At 70.3% G+C, this 17,300-nt stretch carries 19 protein-coding genes; 8 read left to right on the forward strand and 11 right to left on the reverse strand.

Going from position 1 to position 17,300, the window contains the following annotated elements:
• Nucleotides 1–14 precede the first annotated feature (14 nt).
• Together ACWDAG_RS34735 and ACWDAG_RS34740 are read right to left on the reverse strand one after the other, a co-directional pair.
• Nucleotides 15–656: a response regulator gene (locus tag ACWDAG_RS34735; protein ID WP_450699526.1), complete on the reverse strand. Its 642-nt coding sequence runs from the start codon at nucleotides 654–656 to the stop codon at nucleotides 15–17.
• A complete protein-coding gene (locus ACWDAG_RS34740; protein WP_450699527.1) occupies nucleotides 653–1,831 on the reverse strand; it encodes a sensor histidine kinase in 1,179 nt (392 codons plus the stop codon). The genes ACWDAG_RS34735 and ACWDAG_RS34740 overlap by 4 nt, the downstream gene beginning before the upstream one ends.
• A gap of 152 nt (nucleotides 1,832–1,983) precedes the next feature.
• Between ACWDAG_RS34740 and ACWDAG_RS34745 the strand changes: the two genes are divergently transcribed.
• Nucleotides 1,984–2,517 (forward strand): hypothetical protein, encoded by a 534-nt coding sequence (locus tag ACWDAG_RS34745; protein ID WP_450699528.1) that lies wholly within the window; start codon nucleotides 1,984–1,986, stop codon nucleotides 2,515–2,517.
• Between the two features lie 42 nt (nucleotides 2,518–2,559).
• Nucleotides 2,560–2,931, forward strand: coding sequence for a hypothetical protein (locus tag ACWDAG_RS34750; protein ID WP_450699529.1), 372 nt, complete (start codon nucleotides 2,560–2,562; stop codon nucleotides 2,929–2,931).
• Here ACWDAG_RS34750 and ACWDAG_RS34755 read toward each other — a convergent pair.
• The 3 genes from ACWDAG_RS34755 to ACWDAG_RS34765 are packed head-to-tail and all read right to left on the reverse strand — an operon-like array spanning nucleotide 2,928 to nucleotide 5,071.
• On the reverse strand, nucleotides 2,928–3,515 hold the full coding sequence (locus tag ACWDAG_RS34755) for a cob(I)yrinic acid a,c-diamide adenosyltransferase (RefSeq protein WP_450699530.1): 588 nt from the start codon (nucleotides 3,513–3,515) through the stop codon (nucleotides 2,928–2,930). The genes ACWDAG_RS34750 and ACWDAG_RS34755 overlap by 4 nt on opposite strands.
• A gap of 13 nt (nucleotides 3,516–3,528) precedes the next feature.
• Nucleotides 3,529–4,278, reverse strand: a complete 750-nt coding sequence (locus ACWDAG_RS34760; RefSeq protein ID WP_450699531.1) for an ABC transporter permease — start codon at nucleotides 4,276–4,278, stop codon at nucleotides 3,529–3,531.
• 10 nt (nucleotides 4,279–4,288) lie between these two features.
• Nucleotides 4,289–5,071: an ABC transporter ATP-binding protein gene (locus tag ACWDAG_RS34765; RefSeq protein ID WP_450699532.1), complete on the reverse strand. Its 783-nt coding sequence runs from the start codon at nucleotides 5,069–5,071 to the stop codon at nucleotides 4,289–4,291.
• An 81-nt stretch (nucleotides 5,072–5,152) separates the two neighbouring features.
• Between ACWDAG_RS34765 and ACWDAG_RS34770 the strand changes: the two genes are divergently transcribed.
• From ACWDAG_RS34770 to ACWDAG_RS34785, 4 genes are all read left to right on the forward strand, one after another.
• Nucleotides 5,153–5,794, forward strand: coding sequence for a TetR/AcrR family transcriptional regulator (locus tag ACWDAG_RS34770; RefSeq protein WP_450699533.1), 642 nt, complete (start codon nucleotides 5,153–5,155; stop codon nucleotides 5,792–5,794).
• Between the two features lie 137 nt (nucleotides 5,795–5,931).
• On the forward strand, nucleotides 5,932–6,780 hold the full coding sequence (locus ACWDAG_RS34775) for a 3-hydroxyacyl-CoA dehydrogenase family protein (protein ID WP_450699534.1): 849 nt from the start codon (nucleotides 5,932–5,934) through the stop codon (nucleotides 6,778–6,780).
• Between the two features lie 169 nt (nucleotides 6,781–6,949).
• A complete protein-coding gene (locus tag ACWDAG_RS34780; protein ID WP_030928603.1) occupies nucleotides 6,950–7,273 on the forward strand; it encodes an STAS domain-containing protein in 324 nt (107 codons plus the stop codon).
• 207 nt (nucleotides 7,274–7,480) lie between these two features.
• Entirely contained in the window at nucleotides 7,481–9,997 is a 2,517-nt protein-coding gene (locus ACWDAG_RS34785) for an ATP-binding protein (protein ID WP_450699535.1), read from the forward strand.
• 258 nt (nucleotides 9,998–10,255) lie between these two features.
• Here ACWDAG_RS34785 and nucS read toward each other — a convergent pair whose 3' ends face one another.
• Complete coding sequence (gene nucS / locus ACWDAG_RS34790) at nucleotides 10,256–10,927, reverse strand: endonuclease NucS (protein WP_450699536.1); 672 nt, start codon at nucleotides 10,925–10,927, stop codon at nucleotides 10,256–10,258.
• Between the two features lie 255 nt (nucleotides 10,928–11,182).
• On the opposite strand from nucS, the gene ACWDAG_RS34795 reads away from it, so the two are divergent.
• Nucleotides 11,183–11,575: an SCO5389 family protein gene (locus tag ACWDAG_RS34795; RefSeq protein WP_232652334.1), complete on the forward strand. Its 393-nt coding sequence runs from the start codon at nucleotides 11,183–11,185 to the stop codon at nucleotides 11,573–11,575.
• Between the two features lie 77 nt (nucleotides 11,576–11,652).
• On the opposite strand, the gene ACWDAG_RS34800 is transcribed toward ACWDAG_RS34795, so the two are convergent.
• Nucleotides 11,653–12,681: an LLM class flavin-dependent oxidoreductase gene (locus ACWDAG_RS34800; protein ID WP_450699537.1), complete on the reverse strand. Its 1,029-nt coding sequence runs from the start codon at nucleotides 12,679–12,681 to the stop codon at nucleotides 11,653–11,655.
• 220 nt (nucleotides 12,682–12,901) lie between these two features.
• On the opposite strand from ACWDAG_RS34800, the gene ACWDAG_RS34805 reads away from it, so the two are divergent.
• Nucleotides 12,902–13,243 carry an ATP/GTP-binding protein gene (locus tag ACWDAG_RS34805; protein WP_115905851.1) on the forward strand — a complete coding sequence of 114 codons (342 nt, stop codon included), beginning with the start codon at nucleotides 12,902–12,904 and terminating at the stop codon, nucleotides 13,241–13,243.
• Nucleotides 13,244–13,250: 7 nt separating this feature from the next.
• Here the strand turns inward: ACWDAG_RS34805 and ACWDAG_RS34810 are convergent, their stop codons facing one another.
• The 4 genes from ACWDAG_RS34810 to ACWDAG_RS34825 all read right to left on the reverse strand — a co-directional run bounded on the left by ACWDAG_RS34810 (nucleotide 13,251) and on the right by ACWDAG_RS34825 (nucleotide 17,276).
• The gene (locus ACWDAG_RS34810; RefSeq protein WP_450699538.1) at nucleotides 13,251–14,126 is read right to left on the reverse strand and encodes an ABC transporter permease; all 876 of its coding nucleotides are present in this window, start codon (nucleotides 14,124–14,126) and stop codon (nucleotides 13,251–13,253) included.
• Nucleotides 14,123–15,367: an ATP-binding cassette domain-containing protein gene (locus ACWDAG_RS34815; protein WP_450699539.1), complete on the reverse strand. Its 1,245-nt coding sequence runs from the start codon at nucleotides 15,365–15,367 to the stop codon at nucleotides 14,123–14,125. Before ACWDAG_RS34815 ends, ACWDAG_RS34810 begins: the two co-directional genes overlap by 4 nt.
• Nucleotides 15,368–15,513: 146 nt before the next feature.
• Nucleotides 15,514–16,284, reverse strand: coding sequence for an ABC transporter permease (locus ACWDAG_RS34820; protein ID WP_450699540.1), 771 nt, complete (start codon nucleotides 16,282–16,284; stop codon nucleotides 15,514–15,516).
• A gap of 2 nt (nucleotides 16,285–16,286) precedes the next feature.
• Nucleotides 16,287–17,276 (reverse strand): ABC transporter ATP-binding protein, encoded by a 990-nt coding sequence (locus ACWDAG_RS34825; protein ID WP_450699541.1) that lies wholly within the window; start codon nucleotides 17,274–17,276, stop codon nucleotides 16,287–16,289.
• Nucleotides 17,277–17,300 lie beyond the last annotated feature (24 nt).

The following is a 17,300-nucleotide window of genomic DNA, read 5'->3' on the forward strand; positions in this document are numbered from 1 at the left end:
CTGGGGCAACCGTGCTAGATCCCCAACTCCTGGGCCAATACGGCCGCTTGGACCCGGCTGCGCAGCTCCAGCTTCCCGAGAAGGCGGCTGACGTGCGTCTTCGCCGTCGCCTCCGCCATGTCGAGACGGGCCGCGATGGCGGCGTTGGACAGGCCCTCGCCGAGGCAGGACAGGACCTCGCGCTCGCGGCGGGTGAGGCTGTCGAGCACGGCCGGATCGGCCTTCGGCTCGCGTACGGACGTGGTGGCGAACTCGGCGATCAGACGGCGGGTGACGGCCGGGGCGATCAGCCCCTCCCCGCGCGCCACGGTCCGTACCGCCTCCAGCAGGTCCTTCGCCTCGGTGTTCTTGAGCAGGAAGCCGGCGGCGCCTGCGCGCAGCGCCCCGAAGACGTACTCGTCGAGGTCGAAGGTGGTGAGGACGAGGACGTCGGCCAGGCCCTCCCCGACGACCTGCCGAGTCGCCGACACTCCGTCCAGCCGTGGCATCTGGACGTCCATGAGTACGAGATCCGGCCGCAACTCCCGTGCCAGCGCCACGGCCTGTTCCCCGTCCGGGGCCTCCCCCACCACCTCGATGTCGGGTGCGCTGCCCAGGATGAGGACCAGTCCGGCGCGGACGGCGGACTGGTCCTCGGCGACGAGGACGCGGATCATTCGGAATCTCCTTCGGGCAGGGGGAGCGTGGCGTGTACGGTCCACAGCGTTCCGTCGGGTCCGGCCTCGAACGTGCCACCCAGCAGCCCCGCCCGCTCCCGCATGCCGACCAGTCCGGCACCGGAACCGGGCGCGCGGGGTCCGTCCCGATGGCCGTACGGGCTGGTCACACGGACGTCGAGGGCGCCGTCCCGCTGTGCGAGCGCGACGGTGACTCGTCCGGGGCCGGCGTGCTTGAGGGCGTTGGTCAGGGACTCCTGGACGATGCGGTAGGCGGCGAGTTCGACCGGTGCGGGGACCTTGCCGTGGTCGGTGTCGAGGCCGATGTCGAGACTGACGTCGAGGCCGTTGGCGCGGGCGCCGTCGACGAGGGCGGTGAGGCCGTCGAGGGTCGGCACCGCGCTCGGCTCACCGTCGCCGTCGCGCAGGATGCCGATCAGCCGCCGCATCTCCGCGAGCCCCTCGACGCTGTTCTCGCGGATGACGGAGAGGGCCTGTCTCGACGTGCCGGGATCGTCGATGGACAGTGCGGCCGTGGAGTGGATGGCGATCGCGGAGAGATGGTTGGCGACCATGTCGTGCAACTCCCTCGCCATCCGGGCCCGTTCCGCAATGACCGCCTGGCTGCGGTCCATCTCGGCGAGCAGCGCGGTCTGTTCGGCGCGCAGCCGCTCGGCGTCGGCGGTGTCACGGTGGTCGCGCACGACCCAGCCCGTCGCCGCGGGCGCCAGGGTGACGAGCGCGACGCCCGCCCCGATGAGCAGGGCCTGCGGTACGCGCCAGGCCACGTACGGGACGACGGTCCCGATCACCGTGAGCAGGCCGGTGATCCAGGTGATGCGGCGGGCCGAGGCGAGCGTGCCGTACAGGACGGCCGCATAGACGAGGTCCGTGAACATCACGATGGTGGCGAGGTTGCCGCGGGTCACCAGGTCCGCGGTGATCGCGACCGTGCCGACGAGCAGGGCGGTGCGCGGGCGGGTGCGGCGCAGCAGTTCGCAGGCCGCGGTGACGACGAGCGGCCCGAGGACCGCCCAGCGGGCGTCGACCACGGCGATCGGGTCGTTGGCCGTGCGGCTGTAGAGCCCGACGGCACAGAGCAGCAGCCCGCCGACCAGTCCGCCCACGGCGATGAGGACGTCGTCGCGGTGCGGGCGGGTGAGTCGTGCGGCCATGGCTCCATCCAACACGCCCCGCGCACCGCCTGCGTGCTTCCGGGGGAGGGTCCCGAACTGCATCTTTCGATGTAGGGCGACTTCGTCATCGACGACGACGAAAGCCACCGGCCCGGTCAGGAGCCTGGAAGGGGGACCGAGAGGAGCGAACCGTGGTCGTCACGCTGATCATCGCCTGCGAGGTGGGATTCTGGGTGCTGCTCGCGGCCGGGCTGGCCGTCCGCTACCTGCTGAAGTGGCGCCGGACGAGCGTGGCGCTGCTGCTGTGCGAGCCGCTGCTGGAGGTCGTGCTGTTCGTCGTCACGGCCGTCGACCTGAAGAACGGGGCGAAGCCCGGCTGGGAGCACGGCCTGGCCGCCCTCTACATCGGCTTCACCATCGCCTACGGCCACTCCACGATCCGGTGGCTCGACGGGCACGCGGCGCATCGGCTCGCCGGGGCACCGAAACCGCCGGGGCCCCCGCGCTACGGGCTGCCCCGAGCCCGCCACGAGGGCGTCCTGTGGCTGCGCACGCTGCTGGCCGCCGCCGTCGCTCTCGCCCTGCTCCAGGGTGCGATCTGGTACGTCGGCGACGGCGACACCTCGTCCCTGCGCTCCTGCCAGTGGACGGCGCTGCGGGTTGTCGTCATCCACGGGCTGATCGCGCTGACCTATCTGCTCTGGCCCAAGAAGGCCCCGGCGTAGACGCCCTGAGGGTCGCACCCTGACCGAACGCCGAGGGGAGGGGTGCATGACCGAGACGGGCAGCCCCGGGCCGTACCGGTCGTCGACGACGACCCGGCCATCCGCCGTTCGCTGGAACGCGGGCTGCGGCTGAGCGGCTTCCGGGTGCGTACGGCGGACAGACGCGGCTCGATCGCCCGCCTGCGGCAGCGCGTCGACAACGCCAAGGCAGCCGGCCACAACGAGATCGCCACATATCTCCAGGACCGGCTGACCTTCCGAAAGTCCCTGGTGAGGGCAGACGCAGGTGTTACGGCGTCGCAGCAGGCACCGGCCACCCCCTCCGGCTACTCGGAGATGCAGAAGAAGGTGGCCGCCGCCGAGTCCGCGGTCGCCCGCGCCGACCAGGACGCGGCCCAGGACACCGAGCGCTAGCGCTCCCCGCCCGGCACCCACAGCACATCGCCGACGTCCTTGTTGGCCGTGCGGGCCAGGATGAACAGGAGGTCCGACAGACGGTTCAGGTAGGTCGCGGTGAGGGGGTTCATGCTGCCGTCTTTTCCTTTGGCACCGTGCACCTCCAGCGCCGCCCACGTCGACCGCTCGGCCCGCCGAACGACCGTGCAGGCCTGGTGCAGCAGGGCCGCACCCGGCGTACCGCCCGGCAGGATGAAGGACCGCAGCTTCTCCAGCCGCTCGTTGAAGCGGTCGCAGTCCGCCTCCAGCTTGTCGACGTAGAACTGCTCGACACGGAGGGGAGGGAACTCCGGGTTCTCCACGACCGGCGTGGACAGGTCCGCTCCGACATCGAACAGGTCGTTCTGCACGCGGGTGAGGACCGCGACGATCTCCTCGTCGAGCCCGCCCAGCGCGATCGCCGTGCCGATCACCGCGTTCGCCTCGTTGGCGTCCGCGTACGCGGAGATCCGCAGGTCGGTCTTGGCGACCCGGCTCATGTCGCCGAGGGCGGTGCTGCCCTGGTCGCCGGTCCTGGTGTAGATGCGCGTCAGATTGACCATGTGACCAGCGTAGTTATGCTCCGGCCGTACGGAACACGCGTGTGCCCACTGTCACGGCCACAGTCGCGAAGCCGACGGCGACCAGGACGCCGTACAGCATGTGATCCGTCGCGTACGAGCCGACGTACGCGTCCCGCACCGCGTCCACCAGATAGCGGAACGGCATGAAGTGCGAGAGCAGGTCCAGCCAGGCCGGTGCGAGGGACATGGGCAGCATCAGACCGGACAGCAGCATCGACGGCATGGTCATGGCGTTGATGAGCGGGCCGAACTCCTGCGGGGTGTGCACCTTCATCGCCAGGGCGTACGACAGCGAGCCGAGCGAGACCGTGAGCAGGGCGACGAACCCGAAACCGATCAGGACCCCGGCGAGCGGCGCCCGCAGCCCCATCGCCACGGCCGCGACCACCAGCAGCACCGCCTGGAAGACGAACACCGTGGCTTCGCGCAGCACACGGCCAAGCAGGAGCGCGAGGCGGCTGACGGGCGTCACGCGCATCCGCTCGACCACCCCCTGGCCCTGCTCGATGATGATCGAGAACCCGGCGAACGAGGCGCCGAACAACCCGAGTTGAAGCAGCAGCCCCGGCACCAGCAGCTGCCAGGAACTGCCCCGCCCGCCGAGCGGCAGACCGGTCAGCAGCGGCCCGAAGAACAGCAGATACAGCAGCGGCATCAGCACGCCGAAGAGCAGCGCGAAGCGCGAGCGCAGGGACTGGCGCAGATAGCGGCCGTAGATCAGTGTGGTGTCGTGAAGAAGCATCGTGGCGGTCCTATACGGCTACGGAGGCGGCGTCGGCCGGGGCGGGACCGCGGCCGGTGATCGCGAGGAAGGTGTCCTGGAGGCTCGCGTCGATCGAGCCGCCGTACCGCAGCTTCAGCGCGCTCGGCGTGCCCTGCGCCACGACCACCCCCTTGTCGACGATCACCAGGCGGTCGGAGAGGGCGTCGGCCTCGTCCAGGTAATGGGTGGTCAGGAAGACGGTCGTGTCGTGCTCGTCGCGCAGGCTGCGGATCAGGTCCCACAGGTCGGCGCGGCTGCCGGGGTCGAGGCCGGTCGTCGGTTCGTCGAGGAAGAGGACCTTCGGGCGGTGGGTGAGGGCCATCGCGATGTCGAGACGGCGCCGTTGACCTCCGGAGAGCGCGGACGTCCTGCGGTCGAGGAGGTCGGCGAGGCCCAGGTCGCGAGCCAACTCCTCCGCGCGTGCGATCGCCTGGGGCTTCGTCAGGCGGTAGAGGCGGCCCTGGGTGACGAGTTCCTCCCGCACGCTGATCTGCGCGTCGACCCCGCCCGACTGGGCGACGTAACCGCAGGCCCTGCGTACGCCCGCGGGGTCGGTGGCGAGGTCGTGGCCGGCGACGGTGGCCGCGCCGCCGGTCGGGGCGAGCAGCGTCGTGAGCATGCGCAGGGTCGTGGTCTTGCCGGCCCCGTTCGGGCCGAGGAAGCCGAGGATCTCGCCCTCGCGGACGGTGAGGTCGATACCGCGGACGGCCTCCACCGGGCCGCGTTTGGTCTGGAAGGTGCGGGCCAGTCCGGCCGCGCTGATGACTGCCATGCCCTACAGAAAAACAGAGGCTCACCAATTTTGCAATGACTCTAAGTTTTCAGTGGGCCCAGCGAAAGCTAGGATTCGGACATGGCAGAGGGGCTCAGGGAGCGGAAGAAGCGGCAGACCCGGCAGTACATCTCGGACGTCGCCACCGGGCTGTTCGTCGAGCGCGGCTTCGACGCGGTCACCGTCGCGGAGATCGCCGAGGCCGCCGACGTCTCCGTCAACACCGTCTACAACTACTTTCCGGCGAAGGAGGACCTCTTCTTCGACCGCTCCGCCGGCATGGTCGACCGGATGGCCCGATGGGTCCGGGGCCGGAACAAAGGGGAGTCCGTCGCTGCCGCCGTTCTGCGGGAGCTGCGCGAGGAGGTCGAGGCGGTCTCGCCGAGGGTCGGACTGATCCCGGGGTACGCCGCGTTCATGCGCGTCATCGAGAACGCACCCGCCCTGCGCTCCCGGCTGTGGGCGATCGGGCAGGAGGTTCAGGCCAATCTCGAACAGGCCCTGCGCGAGGACACCGGCGCAGCCGACGACGACCCGATGCCGCATCTGATCGCGGGTCAGCTCGGCTGGGTGCACAGCTGTGTGATGGGCGTCATCGGCCGTGAGATGGTCAAGGGGCGCAACCCGGGCGAAGTATCACGAGAGGTACTCGTCCTCCTCGACGACATCGAGGAGCTGTTGGGCGAGAAGGTGCTCAACTACGCCGTCCGAGGCATGGAATGACCCGCCCCGGTGTGATGTCCGTCAGATGAGACGTGACGCGCATTACTTACCGGTCACACAGCACCTCACGAGCGCTAAGGTCCGCCGAAGAAGCAACGTAAACAGGGTGTAAGGCGTTTCAAAGGGGAGTCGCAAACGTGGCACGGAAGCTTGCCGTCATCGGCGCCGGCTTGATGGGTTCCGGGATCGCCCAGGTCTCCGCTCAGGCGGGCTGGGACGTCGTCCTGCGTGACGTCACCGACGAGGCGCTGAAGCGTGGCACCGACGGCATCAAGGCCTCGTACGACAAATTCGTGAGCAAGGGGAAGCTGGAGGCGCACGACGCCGACGCCGCCCTCGGCCGCATCACCGCGACCACCGACCTGGACGCCGCCGCCGACGCGGACATCGTCGTCGAGGCAGTCTTCGAGAAGCTGGAAGTGAAGCACGAGATCTTCCGGGCGCTCGACAAGATCGTCCGCCCGGACACCGTGCTCGCCTCCAACACCTCCGCGATCCCGATCACCAAGATCGCGGCGGCCACCGAGCGTCCCGAGCGGGTCGTCGGCGTCCACTTCTTCTCGCCGGTGCCGATGATGCAGCTCGTCGAACTCGTCCGCGGCTACAAGACGAGCGACGAAGCCCTCGCCACCGCGCGGGAGTTCGCGGAGTCCGTCGGCAAGACCTGCATCGTCGTCAACCGGGATGTGGCCGGCTTTGTGACGACCCGTCTGATCTCGGCGCTCGTCGTCGAGGCGACCAAGCTCTACGAGTCGGGCGTGGCGAGCGCCGAGGACATCGACCTCGCCTGCAAGCTGGGCTTCGGCCACGCGATGGGACCGCTCGCCACGGCGGACCTGACCGGCGTCGACATCCTGCTGCACGCCACCAGCAACATCTACACCGAGTCGCAGGACGAGAAGTTCGCACCGCCGGAGCTGATGCGCCGGATGGTTGACGCCGGTGACATCGGGCGCAAGAGCGGGCAGGGCTTCTACACGTACTGACACATCAGTACGTACAGCCACTGAAACCGCACAGGCCCCGCGGGTATCACCCGTGGGGGTGAATTCGGTATCGGTTCGCTTACAGACGGCAACCTCGTCGCCGCTGAAGCAGTCAGACGTTGCACAGCCACCGTCACGGAGTACGTCACCGCACTCTCGGGGAGCGCATATGTACATCAGGGGCGACCACGCCGAGCTGGTCGTCGGGGGCCGCCTCGACGTCCGCAGCGCGGCGGACGCCCGTACGGTCCTGCACTCGGCCGTCGACGACGGAGTCGGCGACCTGGTGCTGGACCTGTCCGAACTGGACTCCTGGGACGCCACCGGACTCGGGGTGATCATGGGCGTCCACCGGCGGGCCGGCCGCTGCGGCCGGCGCCTGGTGCTGCGCGACGTTCCGCCGCAGATGCAGCGCCTGCTGGTGGCCACCCGGCTGCACCGGATCCTGGCGATCGAGGGCGGCATCGGGGTGGAGTCACTGCCCCGGGTGTGACCCTTCAGTGTGATCCTCACGAGACTGTGACGTCTCGCACGGCGCGGTACTCCGGACTGTCGTAGATACTGAGCGAAGGTTTAGGGTTCGGTCGCCCGCTGCCTGACATCCCTGCAAGCGGGTCCGGACCAGAAGCGACAGCGCGGTGTGCAGCAAGGCCGGGAGGGGCTCTAAGGCACACACGACGCTTTTGGGGGGCTTGAACCTATGGACCCGAACAACCGGGGACCCGAGGAGTACGGCCATGACGGCGACGGCGGCACGCCGCGCCAGCGCCCGCCCAGGGACTCCCTCACCACGGACTTCGGACAGCACTCGCCCGCGCTCGCACGCACGGTGCAGCTCGTCACGGGCGACTACCTGCTCACCGTCAACCCCGTCGACGGCAGCGAGATAGAGGTCTGCCCGCCGGGCGAGCGCCCAGGGCGGCCCGTGAAGTTCACGGCGGCCGAGCGCGCCGAGGTGAACCGCGCGGCCAAGCCGCCCGTCCCGCCGGGACCGGCCCGGCCCTCGCTGCATCTCCTGGAACGCCAGGAGGAGCGCGAGCGCCTGGTCCGGTTGCTGGCCCGGGGTCGTTCCGTGCGTCTCACCGGCCCCGCGGGCTCCGGCCGCACCGCCCTCCTCGACCTGGTCGCCGAGGACTGCGCGGACCTGGCCCCCGACGGCGTCGTCCGCCTCAGCGGCTTCCACCGCACGGCGAGCGACCTGCTCCACGACCTCTTCTACGCCGTCTACAACGCACCCCTGCACCGCCCGGAACAGGACGAACTGCTCGAACTGGTCCGGGAGATCGGCGCGGTCGTCGTCCTGGACGACATCGAGTTCGGCGGCGCCGGGCTCGACGAGCTGCTGGACGCGACGCCCGAGTGCGCCTTCGTGATCGGCGCGACCCCCGAGGTGCCCGCGCCCTCCGCCGACTCCACCATCGAGGAGGTCTTCCTCGGCGGTCTCGACCGTGCGGGCGGCGTGGAGCTCATCGAGCGCGCCGTCGGCCGGGTGCTGACCGAGGAGGAGTCCAACTGGGCCGGCGACCTCTGGTTCGAGTCCGAGGGCCTGCCGCTGCGCTTCGTCCAGGCCGGCGCCCTGCTGCGCCAGCGCGACCAGCAGCGCGCCGGGACCGGCGCCGTCGAGGCCTTCGGTGTGTTCGAGGACGCGATCCCCGCAGACGCTTCCGTCGACGCCGAGGACGGCGACGAGGTACCGCTGCCCTCGCTCGGCGAGGCCGCCGCCCCCGCGCCGCTGCTGGCCTCCCGGCTCAGCGCCTCGGCCCGCGCCACACTGCGGTTCGCCGTCGCCCTCGGCGGCGAGGTGCCGCACCAGGCGCATCTGCCGGCGCTGGTCGGCGACACCCATGCGGACGCCGCCCTCGGTGAACTGGCCTCCTGCGGACTCGTCTCCACGGTCGGCTCCCGCTACCGGCTCGCCGCCGGGGTCCTCGCCCAGCTCGAGGCCGCCGGATACGGCGACGACGTCGAGGCGCAGGCCCTCACCGCCGCCCAGCACTACGCCTGGTGGGCGGGACACCCCTCGGTGACCCCGGAGCGGGTGTGCGCCGAGGCCGACGCCCTGCTCGCCGCGCTCGGCGTCCTGGTGCCGGGCACGACCGCCCCGGCCGAGGGCGAGGAGAGCGTCACCGTTCAGCTGGCCCGCACGGCGGCGCCCGCGTTCGCCGCCGGTCTGCACTGGAGCGCCTGGGAGCGGGCGCTGCGGTCCGGTTCCGAGGCGTCCCGACTCGCCGGCGAGGTGTCCGAACAGGCCTACTTCCAGCACGAGCTGGGCATCCTCGCGCTCTGCGGCGGACAGCTCGACCGGGCCCGCGCCGAGCTGGAGTCCTCCATCGGGCTGCGCGGCGCACTCGCCGACAAGCGCGGCACCGTCGCGGGCCGCCGCGCCCTCGCCCTGGTCTCCGACCGCTCCGGCACCACGCCGGGCCTCGGCTCCACGGCGGGGGAGGAGGTCCCGGACGCGCGCTACGAGGAGTCCCAGTCGCCGCCCGGCGGAGTACCGGCCGCGTTCCCGGCGAGCCCGCCGCCGTCGTCCGGCGACACCTCGACCATCGTCGTCAACCGGGCCATGTCCGGCCCGCCGTCCAAGACCCACCGCGGCGGCATCCGCGGCCTCGCCCGGCGCAACCTCGTCGCGGCCGGCGCGGGCGCCCTGCTCGCCGCCGTGCTCGGCACGGTCGTGACACTCGGCGCGACCTCCAACAACGACGCCAACAACCCGTCCGACAACGTCGGCGTCAACCCGTCCGCAAGCCAGGGCACCGACGACGGCAGCCTGGGCGCGGACAAGCCGAAGAGCGACACCGGCACGGCGACGAGCCGTCCCACGGACCCGGGCCCCGACGGAACGTACGGCACCTCGGACGATCCGACGCCGCCGTCAGAGACGACGCAGCCGTCGGACAACCCGAGCGGCACGAAGGGCACGGGCGGCGGCTCGTCGAGCTCGCCGTCCAAGCCGTCGACGACGAAGCCGCCGACCAGCCCGTCGACGACGAAGCCGCCGACGACGTCTCCGCCGACCACCTCGCAGCCGCCTACTTCGTCGGCGCCGCCGACCTCGTCCCCGCCGCCCACGTCGACCGCGCCGTCGTCCCCGACGACGTCCAACTCGGCCAGCGGCCCGGCGTCCAGTGCTCCCGCGTCCTCCAGCGCCCCGGCCACGACCAGCGGTTCGGCCAGCGCCCCGGCGAGCAGCACCTCCACCGCGGTGATGTGACGCCTCGGGCACGCAAGAGGGCCTGGTCCGTCTCTACGGACCCGGCCCTCTTCGTCGTAGCGACGGACGCTGAGCGCCCCGCGGGCTGTGCTCATGGGCGGCTTGGCCGCAGGGCCGCGATTGGCCGTCGATCGTCTGCCGGCCCGTCGTGGCTGGTCGCTCCCCCACTCTCGAATTCGCTGGAGCGGGGGACCCCCATCGCCGCGGAGCCGCACATCGATGTGCGGCCCCGCGCCTCTTCGGGCGCGCCCGAGCCGCTCAGAACAACCGCAGCTTGTCGTCCTCGATGCCCCTGAGGGCGTCATAGTCCAGCACCGCGCAGCCGATTCCGCGGTCCGTGGCGAGGACGCGGGCCTGCGGCTTGATCTCCTGGGCCGCGAAGATGCCGCGGACCGGGGCGAGATGGGGATCGCGGTTCAGCAGGTCGAGGTAGCGGGTGAGCTGCTCCACGCCGTCGATCTCGCCGCGCCGCTTGATCTCGACCGCGACGGTCTGCCCCTCGGCGTCCCGGCACAGGATGTCGACGGGGCCGATGGCCGTCATGTACTCGCGGCGGATGAGCGTATAGCCGTCGCCGAGCGTCTCGATGCGGTCCGCGAGGAGCTCCTGAAGGTGTGCTTCCACGCCGTCCTTGATCAGGCCGGGATCCACGCCCAGTTCGTGCGAGGAATCGTGGAGGATCTCCTCCATCGTGATGATGAGCTTCTCGCCCGCCTTGTTGATGACGGTCCAGACGCCCTCGTCGTCGCCCGCGCCTTCCTTCAGGGTGCAGGGCGGGGACATCCAGTTCAGGGGCTTGTAGGCGCGGTCGTCCGCGTGGATGGAGACGCTGCCGTCGGCCTTCACCAGGATCAGGCGGGGCGCCGAAGGGAGATGGGCGGTGAGCCGGCCCGCGTAGTCCACGGAGCATCGGGCAATGACGAGACGCATGGTCGGCAACGCTACTCGACGGATGTCGGTCGACGCGATTCGCCCCGGAAGACCCGAGACAACCCCTGTTCATTCGTGGCTGATTGTGTGCCCAAAGAGGGTTCTCCATGTACGCATTTTCCTGGTGCCGTCACCGTCCGTTGCTTACCGTAGAAACGGGAGGTCGCGAGACGAGTACTCAGCGTGTTCGGTATCGCGAACTCCCTCATCTGTCCGGCAACCCCTGTCGACCACGGGGGTGCGAGAGGAGAACCCATGTCGCTCGACGTCTCACCGGCCCTACTCGAGAAGGCCGAGCGAGGCGAGGTCGACGAAGCAGAATTCGTCGACTGCGTCCGGACCTCCCTGCCTTACGCATGGGAGATGATCAGCTCCCTGGTGGCCCAGCTGAAGGTCGACGGTGGCAACTTCGCCGACAACCAGACGCCCCCGCCGGACGAGCAGGCACGCGGACAGCTGCTGCGTGCGCTCGCGAGTGACGCGATACGCGGCGCGCTGCAAAGGCACTTCGGTGTCCGGCTGGCCTTCCAGAACTGCCACCGGGTGGCGGTGTTCCCGTTGGACGCCTCGGTCGACGAGACGCTGGCCCGCTTCACCTCGGTCCGCAGCCAGCTACTCAACCAGTCCCCGGAGTTCCGGGACTGCTGAGGAGCAAGCCGCTTGCTTGCCGCTCCGTACGCGGGAGGTGCATTCAGTACTGGGGCGGCAAGCTCCTGCAGGCCCGTTCAACCGAGGTGCGGAAGCACCTCGGCGCCCAGCCGCCGTACGTTCTCCTCGGTGGCCGCCAGGTCTCCCGAGCCCTCCACGAGCAGGGCGAAGCGGGAGATGCCGGTCCGCTCGCTGGTGGCGGCGAGCCGGTCGGCGCACAGGCGTGGGGTGCCCACGGGGTGCAGTCCGCAGAGCAGTTCGGTGTAGGCCAGCGGGTCGCGCATCTGCCGGGTCCGGCCGTCCACCGTGACATGTGCCTCCAGTCCCTGCTTCAGCCAGCCCGGCATCGCCTTCGTCAGCGCCTCCACCGCGTCCGTACGCCGGTCGGCGATCTGGCACACGCCGGCCGAGACATGGCCGGCGCCCAGGACGGTCCCCGCGGGGTGCCCTGCGGCGCGCGCGAGCTGCCGCCACAGGGCGACCATCTCGGCCTTCTCCTCGTCACCCACATGCATGCCCAGCAGCATCGGCAGTCCGCGCTCCGCGGCCTGCCGCACACTCGACGGAGAGGTGCACGCGACGACGACCTCGGGGCCCGCCACCTCCGACAGGGACTCCGACGGCCTTGGTACGACGGGCACTTCACGGAAACCGAAGCGCTCCCCCCTGACCCCGACCGACGGCTCGCGCAGCCAGCGCAGCAGCAGATCGAGTGATTCGGGGAAGCCCTCCTCGTACGCCTCGATGCCCGAGCCGAACACCTCCAGGTCGACCCAGGGCCCGCCGCGCCCCACGCCCAGCGAGAAGCGCCCGCCTGAGGTGATGTGCAGCAGCGCGGCCTGCTCGCCGACCGCCACCGGATGGGCGGTGGGCAGTACGGTGACCGCCGTGCCGATCCGGAGCCTGCGGGTCCGGCCGAGGAGTAACGCCGCCAGGGTGATCGCCGACGGGCAGGTCCCGTACGGCACGAAGTGGTGCTCGGCCAGCCAGACCGAGTCGAGACCCGCTTCCTCGGCGACCTCGGCCGAGCGGACCGCGCGGTGCAGCGCCTCCCCGTGGCCCTGCCCCGGGAACTGGGCCGACAACACGAAACTTCCTACGCGCATTGCTCTTCCTGCTTCCTTGGCTCCGACGCGGAGCTCCCCCACCCGCATAACCGTCTGACACGTGCCGAGGACACGGCCTGGCGAAGAGATTTGCGGATTGTCTGCAGAATGGGAGGTCGCGGCGGGGACGGGGGCCGGCCGGTGCTCTACGCGTACCCCCGTCCACGCCCCGTAGGCTGGACACGACCCGTGCTTCCTGTATAGCCCCGTGAGGTGTCCCGTGTCCCCGCGTCGCAACCGACCCAAGGGTGCCGACCCGTCGGGCTCGTCCGGCCGGAGCGGTGAGGACGACCGGCCCGGCCGATACGGCGGCTGGCAGTCCACCGAGAGCTGGCAGGGGGAGGAGTGGAGCGTGCGGCACGTGGCGGGCGCGAGCGCGCAGGGCAAGACGTACCGCTGCCCCGGCTGCGACCAGATGATCCCCTCCGGCGTCCCGCACGTGGTGGCCTGGCCCGAGCACTCGGGCGTCGACGAGCGCCGACACTGGCACAAGGCGTGCTGGAACGCGAAGGACCGCCGCACCACGCGGGTGCAGCGGTCCCGTAACGCGCCGAAGTTCTGAACCTGCTCTAGACGTCGCGGCTCTGCAGCAGCGCAACCGCGCCGGCGAACGCGACGGCCGTCACGCCCAGGACGATCCACACCGGGTCCCAGCCGGTGGGGCCGGTGTCGCTCAGGGAGTTGGAGTAGAACGCGCCGAGCTGGTTCGGGATCGAGTAGTCGAACAAGGCCTGGCGCACCTTCTCCAGGGCCGACGAGAACATGAACAGGGCGATCACCAGCGGTGCCAGCACCAGGCCGATCATGATGGTGATGGCCCCCGCCGAGTGCCGGATGATCGAGCCGACGAGAAGCGAGAGCAGCCCGAGCAGCGCGATGTAGAGCGAGATGCCGAAGGTGCCCTTCAACCACTCACCGCCGGATGGGTCCTTGGCGCCCTTCAGCATGGCGACGTCCACGACGGCCACGAGGAGCACCGAGGCGAACGTGACGGTGAAAGCCACCGCGAAGAACACGATCGCCTTCGCCGCCAGCACGCGCGTGCGGGACGGGCATGCGGTCATCGTGGTCCGGATCATGCCGGTGCCGTACTCCGAGGCGGTGGTCAGCACGCCGAGCGTGATGATGCACATGCTGCCGAGGAGCAGCCCGAACACGCCGAAGGACAACGGGTTCTGGCCCTTCAGGCTCTCCTCCCCCTGGTTGGCGGTGACCAGCGCGGCGACCAGCAGCCCGATGCCGACGACGAGCAGCAGGAACACGCCGAGCGTCCACATCGTGGAGCGCACCGATCTGATCTTCGTCCACTCCGAGGAGATCGCGTGCCCGAGGTGGGTGCGCGTGACCGGGATCGGCGAGGTGTAGGTGGGGTACGGCGAACCGGGCGCCGCCGCCTGCCAGTCGGGTGCGGCGGCCTGCGGCATCGGGGGCTGCGGGGTGCTCATCGGGCGTCCTCGGGCTTGGTCAGGTCGGCGGGGGCGGCGGAGGCGGGGGGCTGGGGCGGCGCGGCCGGAGCCTGGGGCGCCGCGGGCGCCGGCTGGGCGTACGGGTTGGGCAGGCCCGCGCCGGGGGCGCCCGGAGCGCCGTACGGGCCCGCCGGGGGCTGCCCGGCGCCGTACGGGCCCGGCTGTCCCTGTGGCATGGCGAACGGCTGCCCGCCCTCCTGGGGCGACGGCGGGGCGTACCAGTCGGGCTGGCCCTGCCCGGGCACCGGCATCGGCGGCTGCACACCGGGAGGCAGCGGCTGCTGCAGCCCCGCCTTCTGGTCGGTGGTCGAGCGGTAGTCGACGGCCCCCTGTGTCATCCGCATGTACGCCTCCTCCAGCGAGGCCTGGTGCGGCGACAGCTCCCACAGGCGTACGTCGGCGTCGTGCGCGATGTCGCTGATGCGGGGCAGCGCCAGTCCCGTGATCCTCAGGGCGCCGTCCTGCTCGGGCAGCACGTGCCCGCCCGCCTCGGTGAGCGCGGCCGTCAGCTTCTCGCGCAGCTGCGGCTCGGTGTCCGGCGTACGCACGCGCGCGAAGTCGGCGGAGTTCGCCGAGATGAAGTCCTTGACGCTCATGTCGGCCAGCAGCTGTCCGCGTCCGATCACGATGAGGTGGTCCGCGGTCAGCGCCATCTCGCTCATCAGATGGGAGGAGACGAAGACCGTACGGCCCTCCGCCGCGAGCGCCTTCATGAGGTTGCGCACCCAGAGGATGCCCTCGGGGTCGAGGCCGTTGACCGGCTCGTCGAAGAGCAGCACCTGGGGGTCGCCGAGCAGCGCGGCGGCGATGCCGAGCCGCTGTCCCATGCCGAGGGAGAAGCCCTTGGAGCGCTTTCTGGCCACCTCCTGGAGCCCGACCACACCCAGTACCTCGTCGACCCGGCGGGCCGGGATCCCGGACAGCTGGGCCAGGCACAGCAGATGGCTGCGGGCCGACCGGCCGCCGTGCACGGCCTTGGCGTCGAGCAGGGCGCCCACCTGGCGGGGGGCGTTGGGCAGCTTCGGGTACGGGTAGCCGCCGATCGTCACCTGCCCCGCTGTGGGGTTGTCCAGGCCGAGGATCATGCGCATCGTCGTCGACTTGCCGGAGCCGTTCGGCCCGAGGAAGCCGGTGACGGCACCCGGCCGCACCTGGAAGGAAAGGTTGTACACGGCGGTCTTGTCGCCGTAGCGCTTGGTCAGGCCTACAGCCTCGATCATGCTCCGCACCCATCGAAAGGTTCAGGACAGCGGGGCACACGCCCCCGTAAGGGTTAGGAGGATATCGAGGAGCTGACGGTTCCGCTCAAATGAAAGTAAAGCAGTGTGACTCCGCTTCCCTGCGGAACGGTGTCCCCCGCGGAGGGCTAGGCGTCCCGCTTCTTCAGCAGCACATAGCCGCCCGTGAGGGCCGCGATCACCCACAGCACCATGATCCCGAGACCGCCCCAGGGCCCGTACGGGGTGCTGTCGTCGATCCGCGGGACCACCTGCATGATCTTGCTGCCGGCCTGGTCCGGCAGGAACCGGCCGATCTTCTTCGTCGCGTCGACATTGCCCAGGATGTTGGAGATCAGGAAGAAGAACGGCATCAGGACACCCAGCGACAGCATCGGCGAGCGCAGCATCGCGGCGACGCCCATCGAGAACACCGCGATGAGGGTCATGTAGACACCGCCCCCGATCACGGCGCGCAGCACGTGCGGGTCGCCGATCGAGGCGCGGTGCGTGCCGAGCATCGCCTGCCCGAGGAAGAAGGCGACGAAGCTGGTCGCCATGGCGACGACGAGTGCGAGGCCGGTCGCCACGGCGATCTTGCTGAACAGGAAGGTGCCGCGCTGCGGTACGGCGGCCAGCGAGGTGCGGATCATGCCGGTGCTGTACTCGTTCGAGACGACGAGCACGCCGAACACGATCATCGCGAGCTGGCCGAGGCTCATGCCCGCGAAACTGATGAAGGTCGGGTCGAAGGTCAGCCGGTCCTGTCGGCTCATCTTGTCGAACTCGTGCCGGGACAGCGCCGAGATCAGCATGCCGAGGGCGACGGTGACGACGACGGCGAGGGAGAGCGTCCACACTGTGGACGCCACCGACCGGATCTTGGTCCACTCGGACCGTACGACCTGCATCGACGCCATGCTCATCTCCTCCTCCAGTCCTCGCCCCAGTGCTGCGGCTGCGGGGGTGTGTCGAACGGCGTCTCGAAGCGCCCCTCCGAGGGTGTTTCGGCGTGCGCGTGGTACTCCACCGCCCCAGCGGTCAGCTGCATGAACGCCTCCTCCAGGGAGGCCTGCTGGGGACTCAGCTCGTGCAGCACGATCTGGTGCTGTGCGGCCAGTTCGCCGATCTGCTCGGCCTTGCCGCCGTCCACCTCCAGCGCCCCGCTGCCGGACTCGATGACGGTGACTCCGGCCTCGTGCAGCACGTCGAGAAGCCGCTCGCGCTGCGGGGAGCGGACGCGGATGTACGAGCGGGAGTTCCGTTCGATGAAGTCGGCCATGGAGGTGTCGGCGAGCAGCCGCCCCTGTCCGATGACGACGAGATGGTCGGCGGTCAGCGCCATCTCGCTCATCAGGTGGGAGGAGACGAAGACGGTCCGCCCCTGGGCGGCCAGGGACTTCATCAGATTGCGGATCCAGTGGATGCCCTCGGGGTCGAGGCCGTTGACCGGCTCGTCGAACATCAGGATCCGTGGGTCGCCGAGCAGCGCACCCGCGATCCCGAGGCGCTGCCCCATGCCCAGCGAGAACCCCTTGGCCTTCTTCCTCGCGACCGCCGTGAGGCCCACCGTGTCGAGGACCTCGGCCACCCGCCGCTTCGGGATGCCGTTGCTCTGAGCGAGACAGAGCAGATGGTTGAAGGCGCTGCGGCCGCCGTGCATGGCCTTGGCGTCCAGCAGGGCGCCGATGTACCTCAGCGGGTCTCTGAGGCGGTCGTAGTGCCTGCCGTCGATCCGGACGTCCCCCGCGGTGGGCCGGTCGAGCCCCAGCAGCATCCGCATCGTCGTCGACTTGCCCGCCCCGTTCGGCCCGAGGAACCCGGTCACCATGCCGGGTCTGACGGTGAAGGTGAGGTTGTTGACCGCCAGTTTCTCGCCGTAGCGCTTGGTCAGGCCCTCGAGCTCGATCATGAAGTCACGCTAAGACCGGGGTTC

The sequence above is a fragment of the Streptomyces sp. NPDC001157 genome, assembly GCF_053598255.1.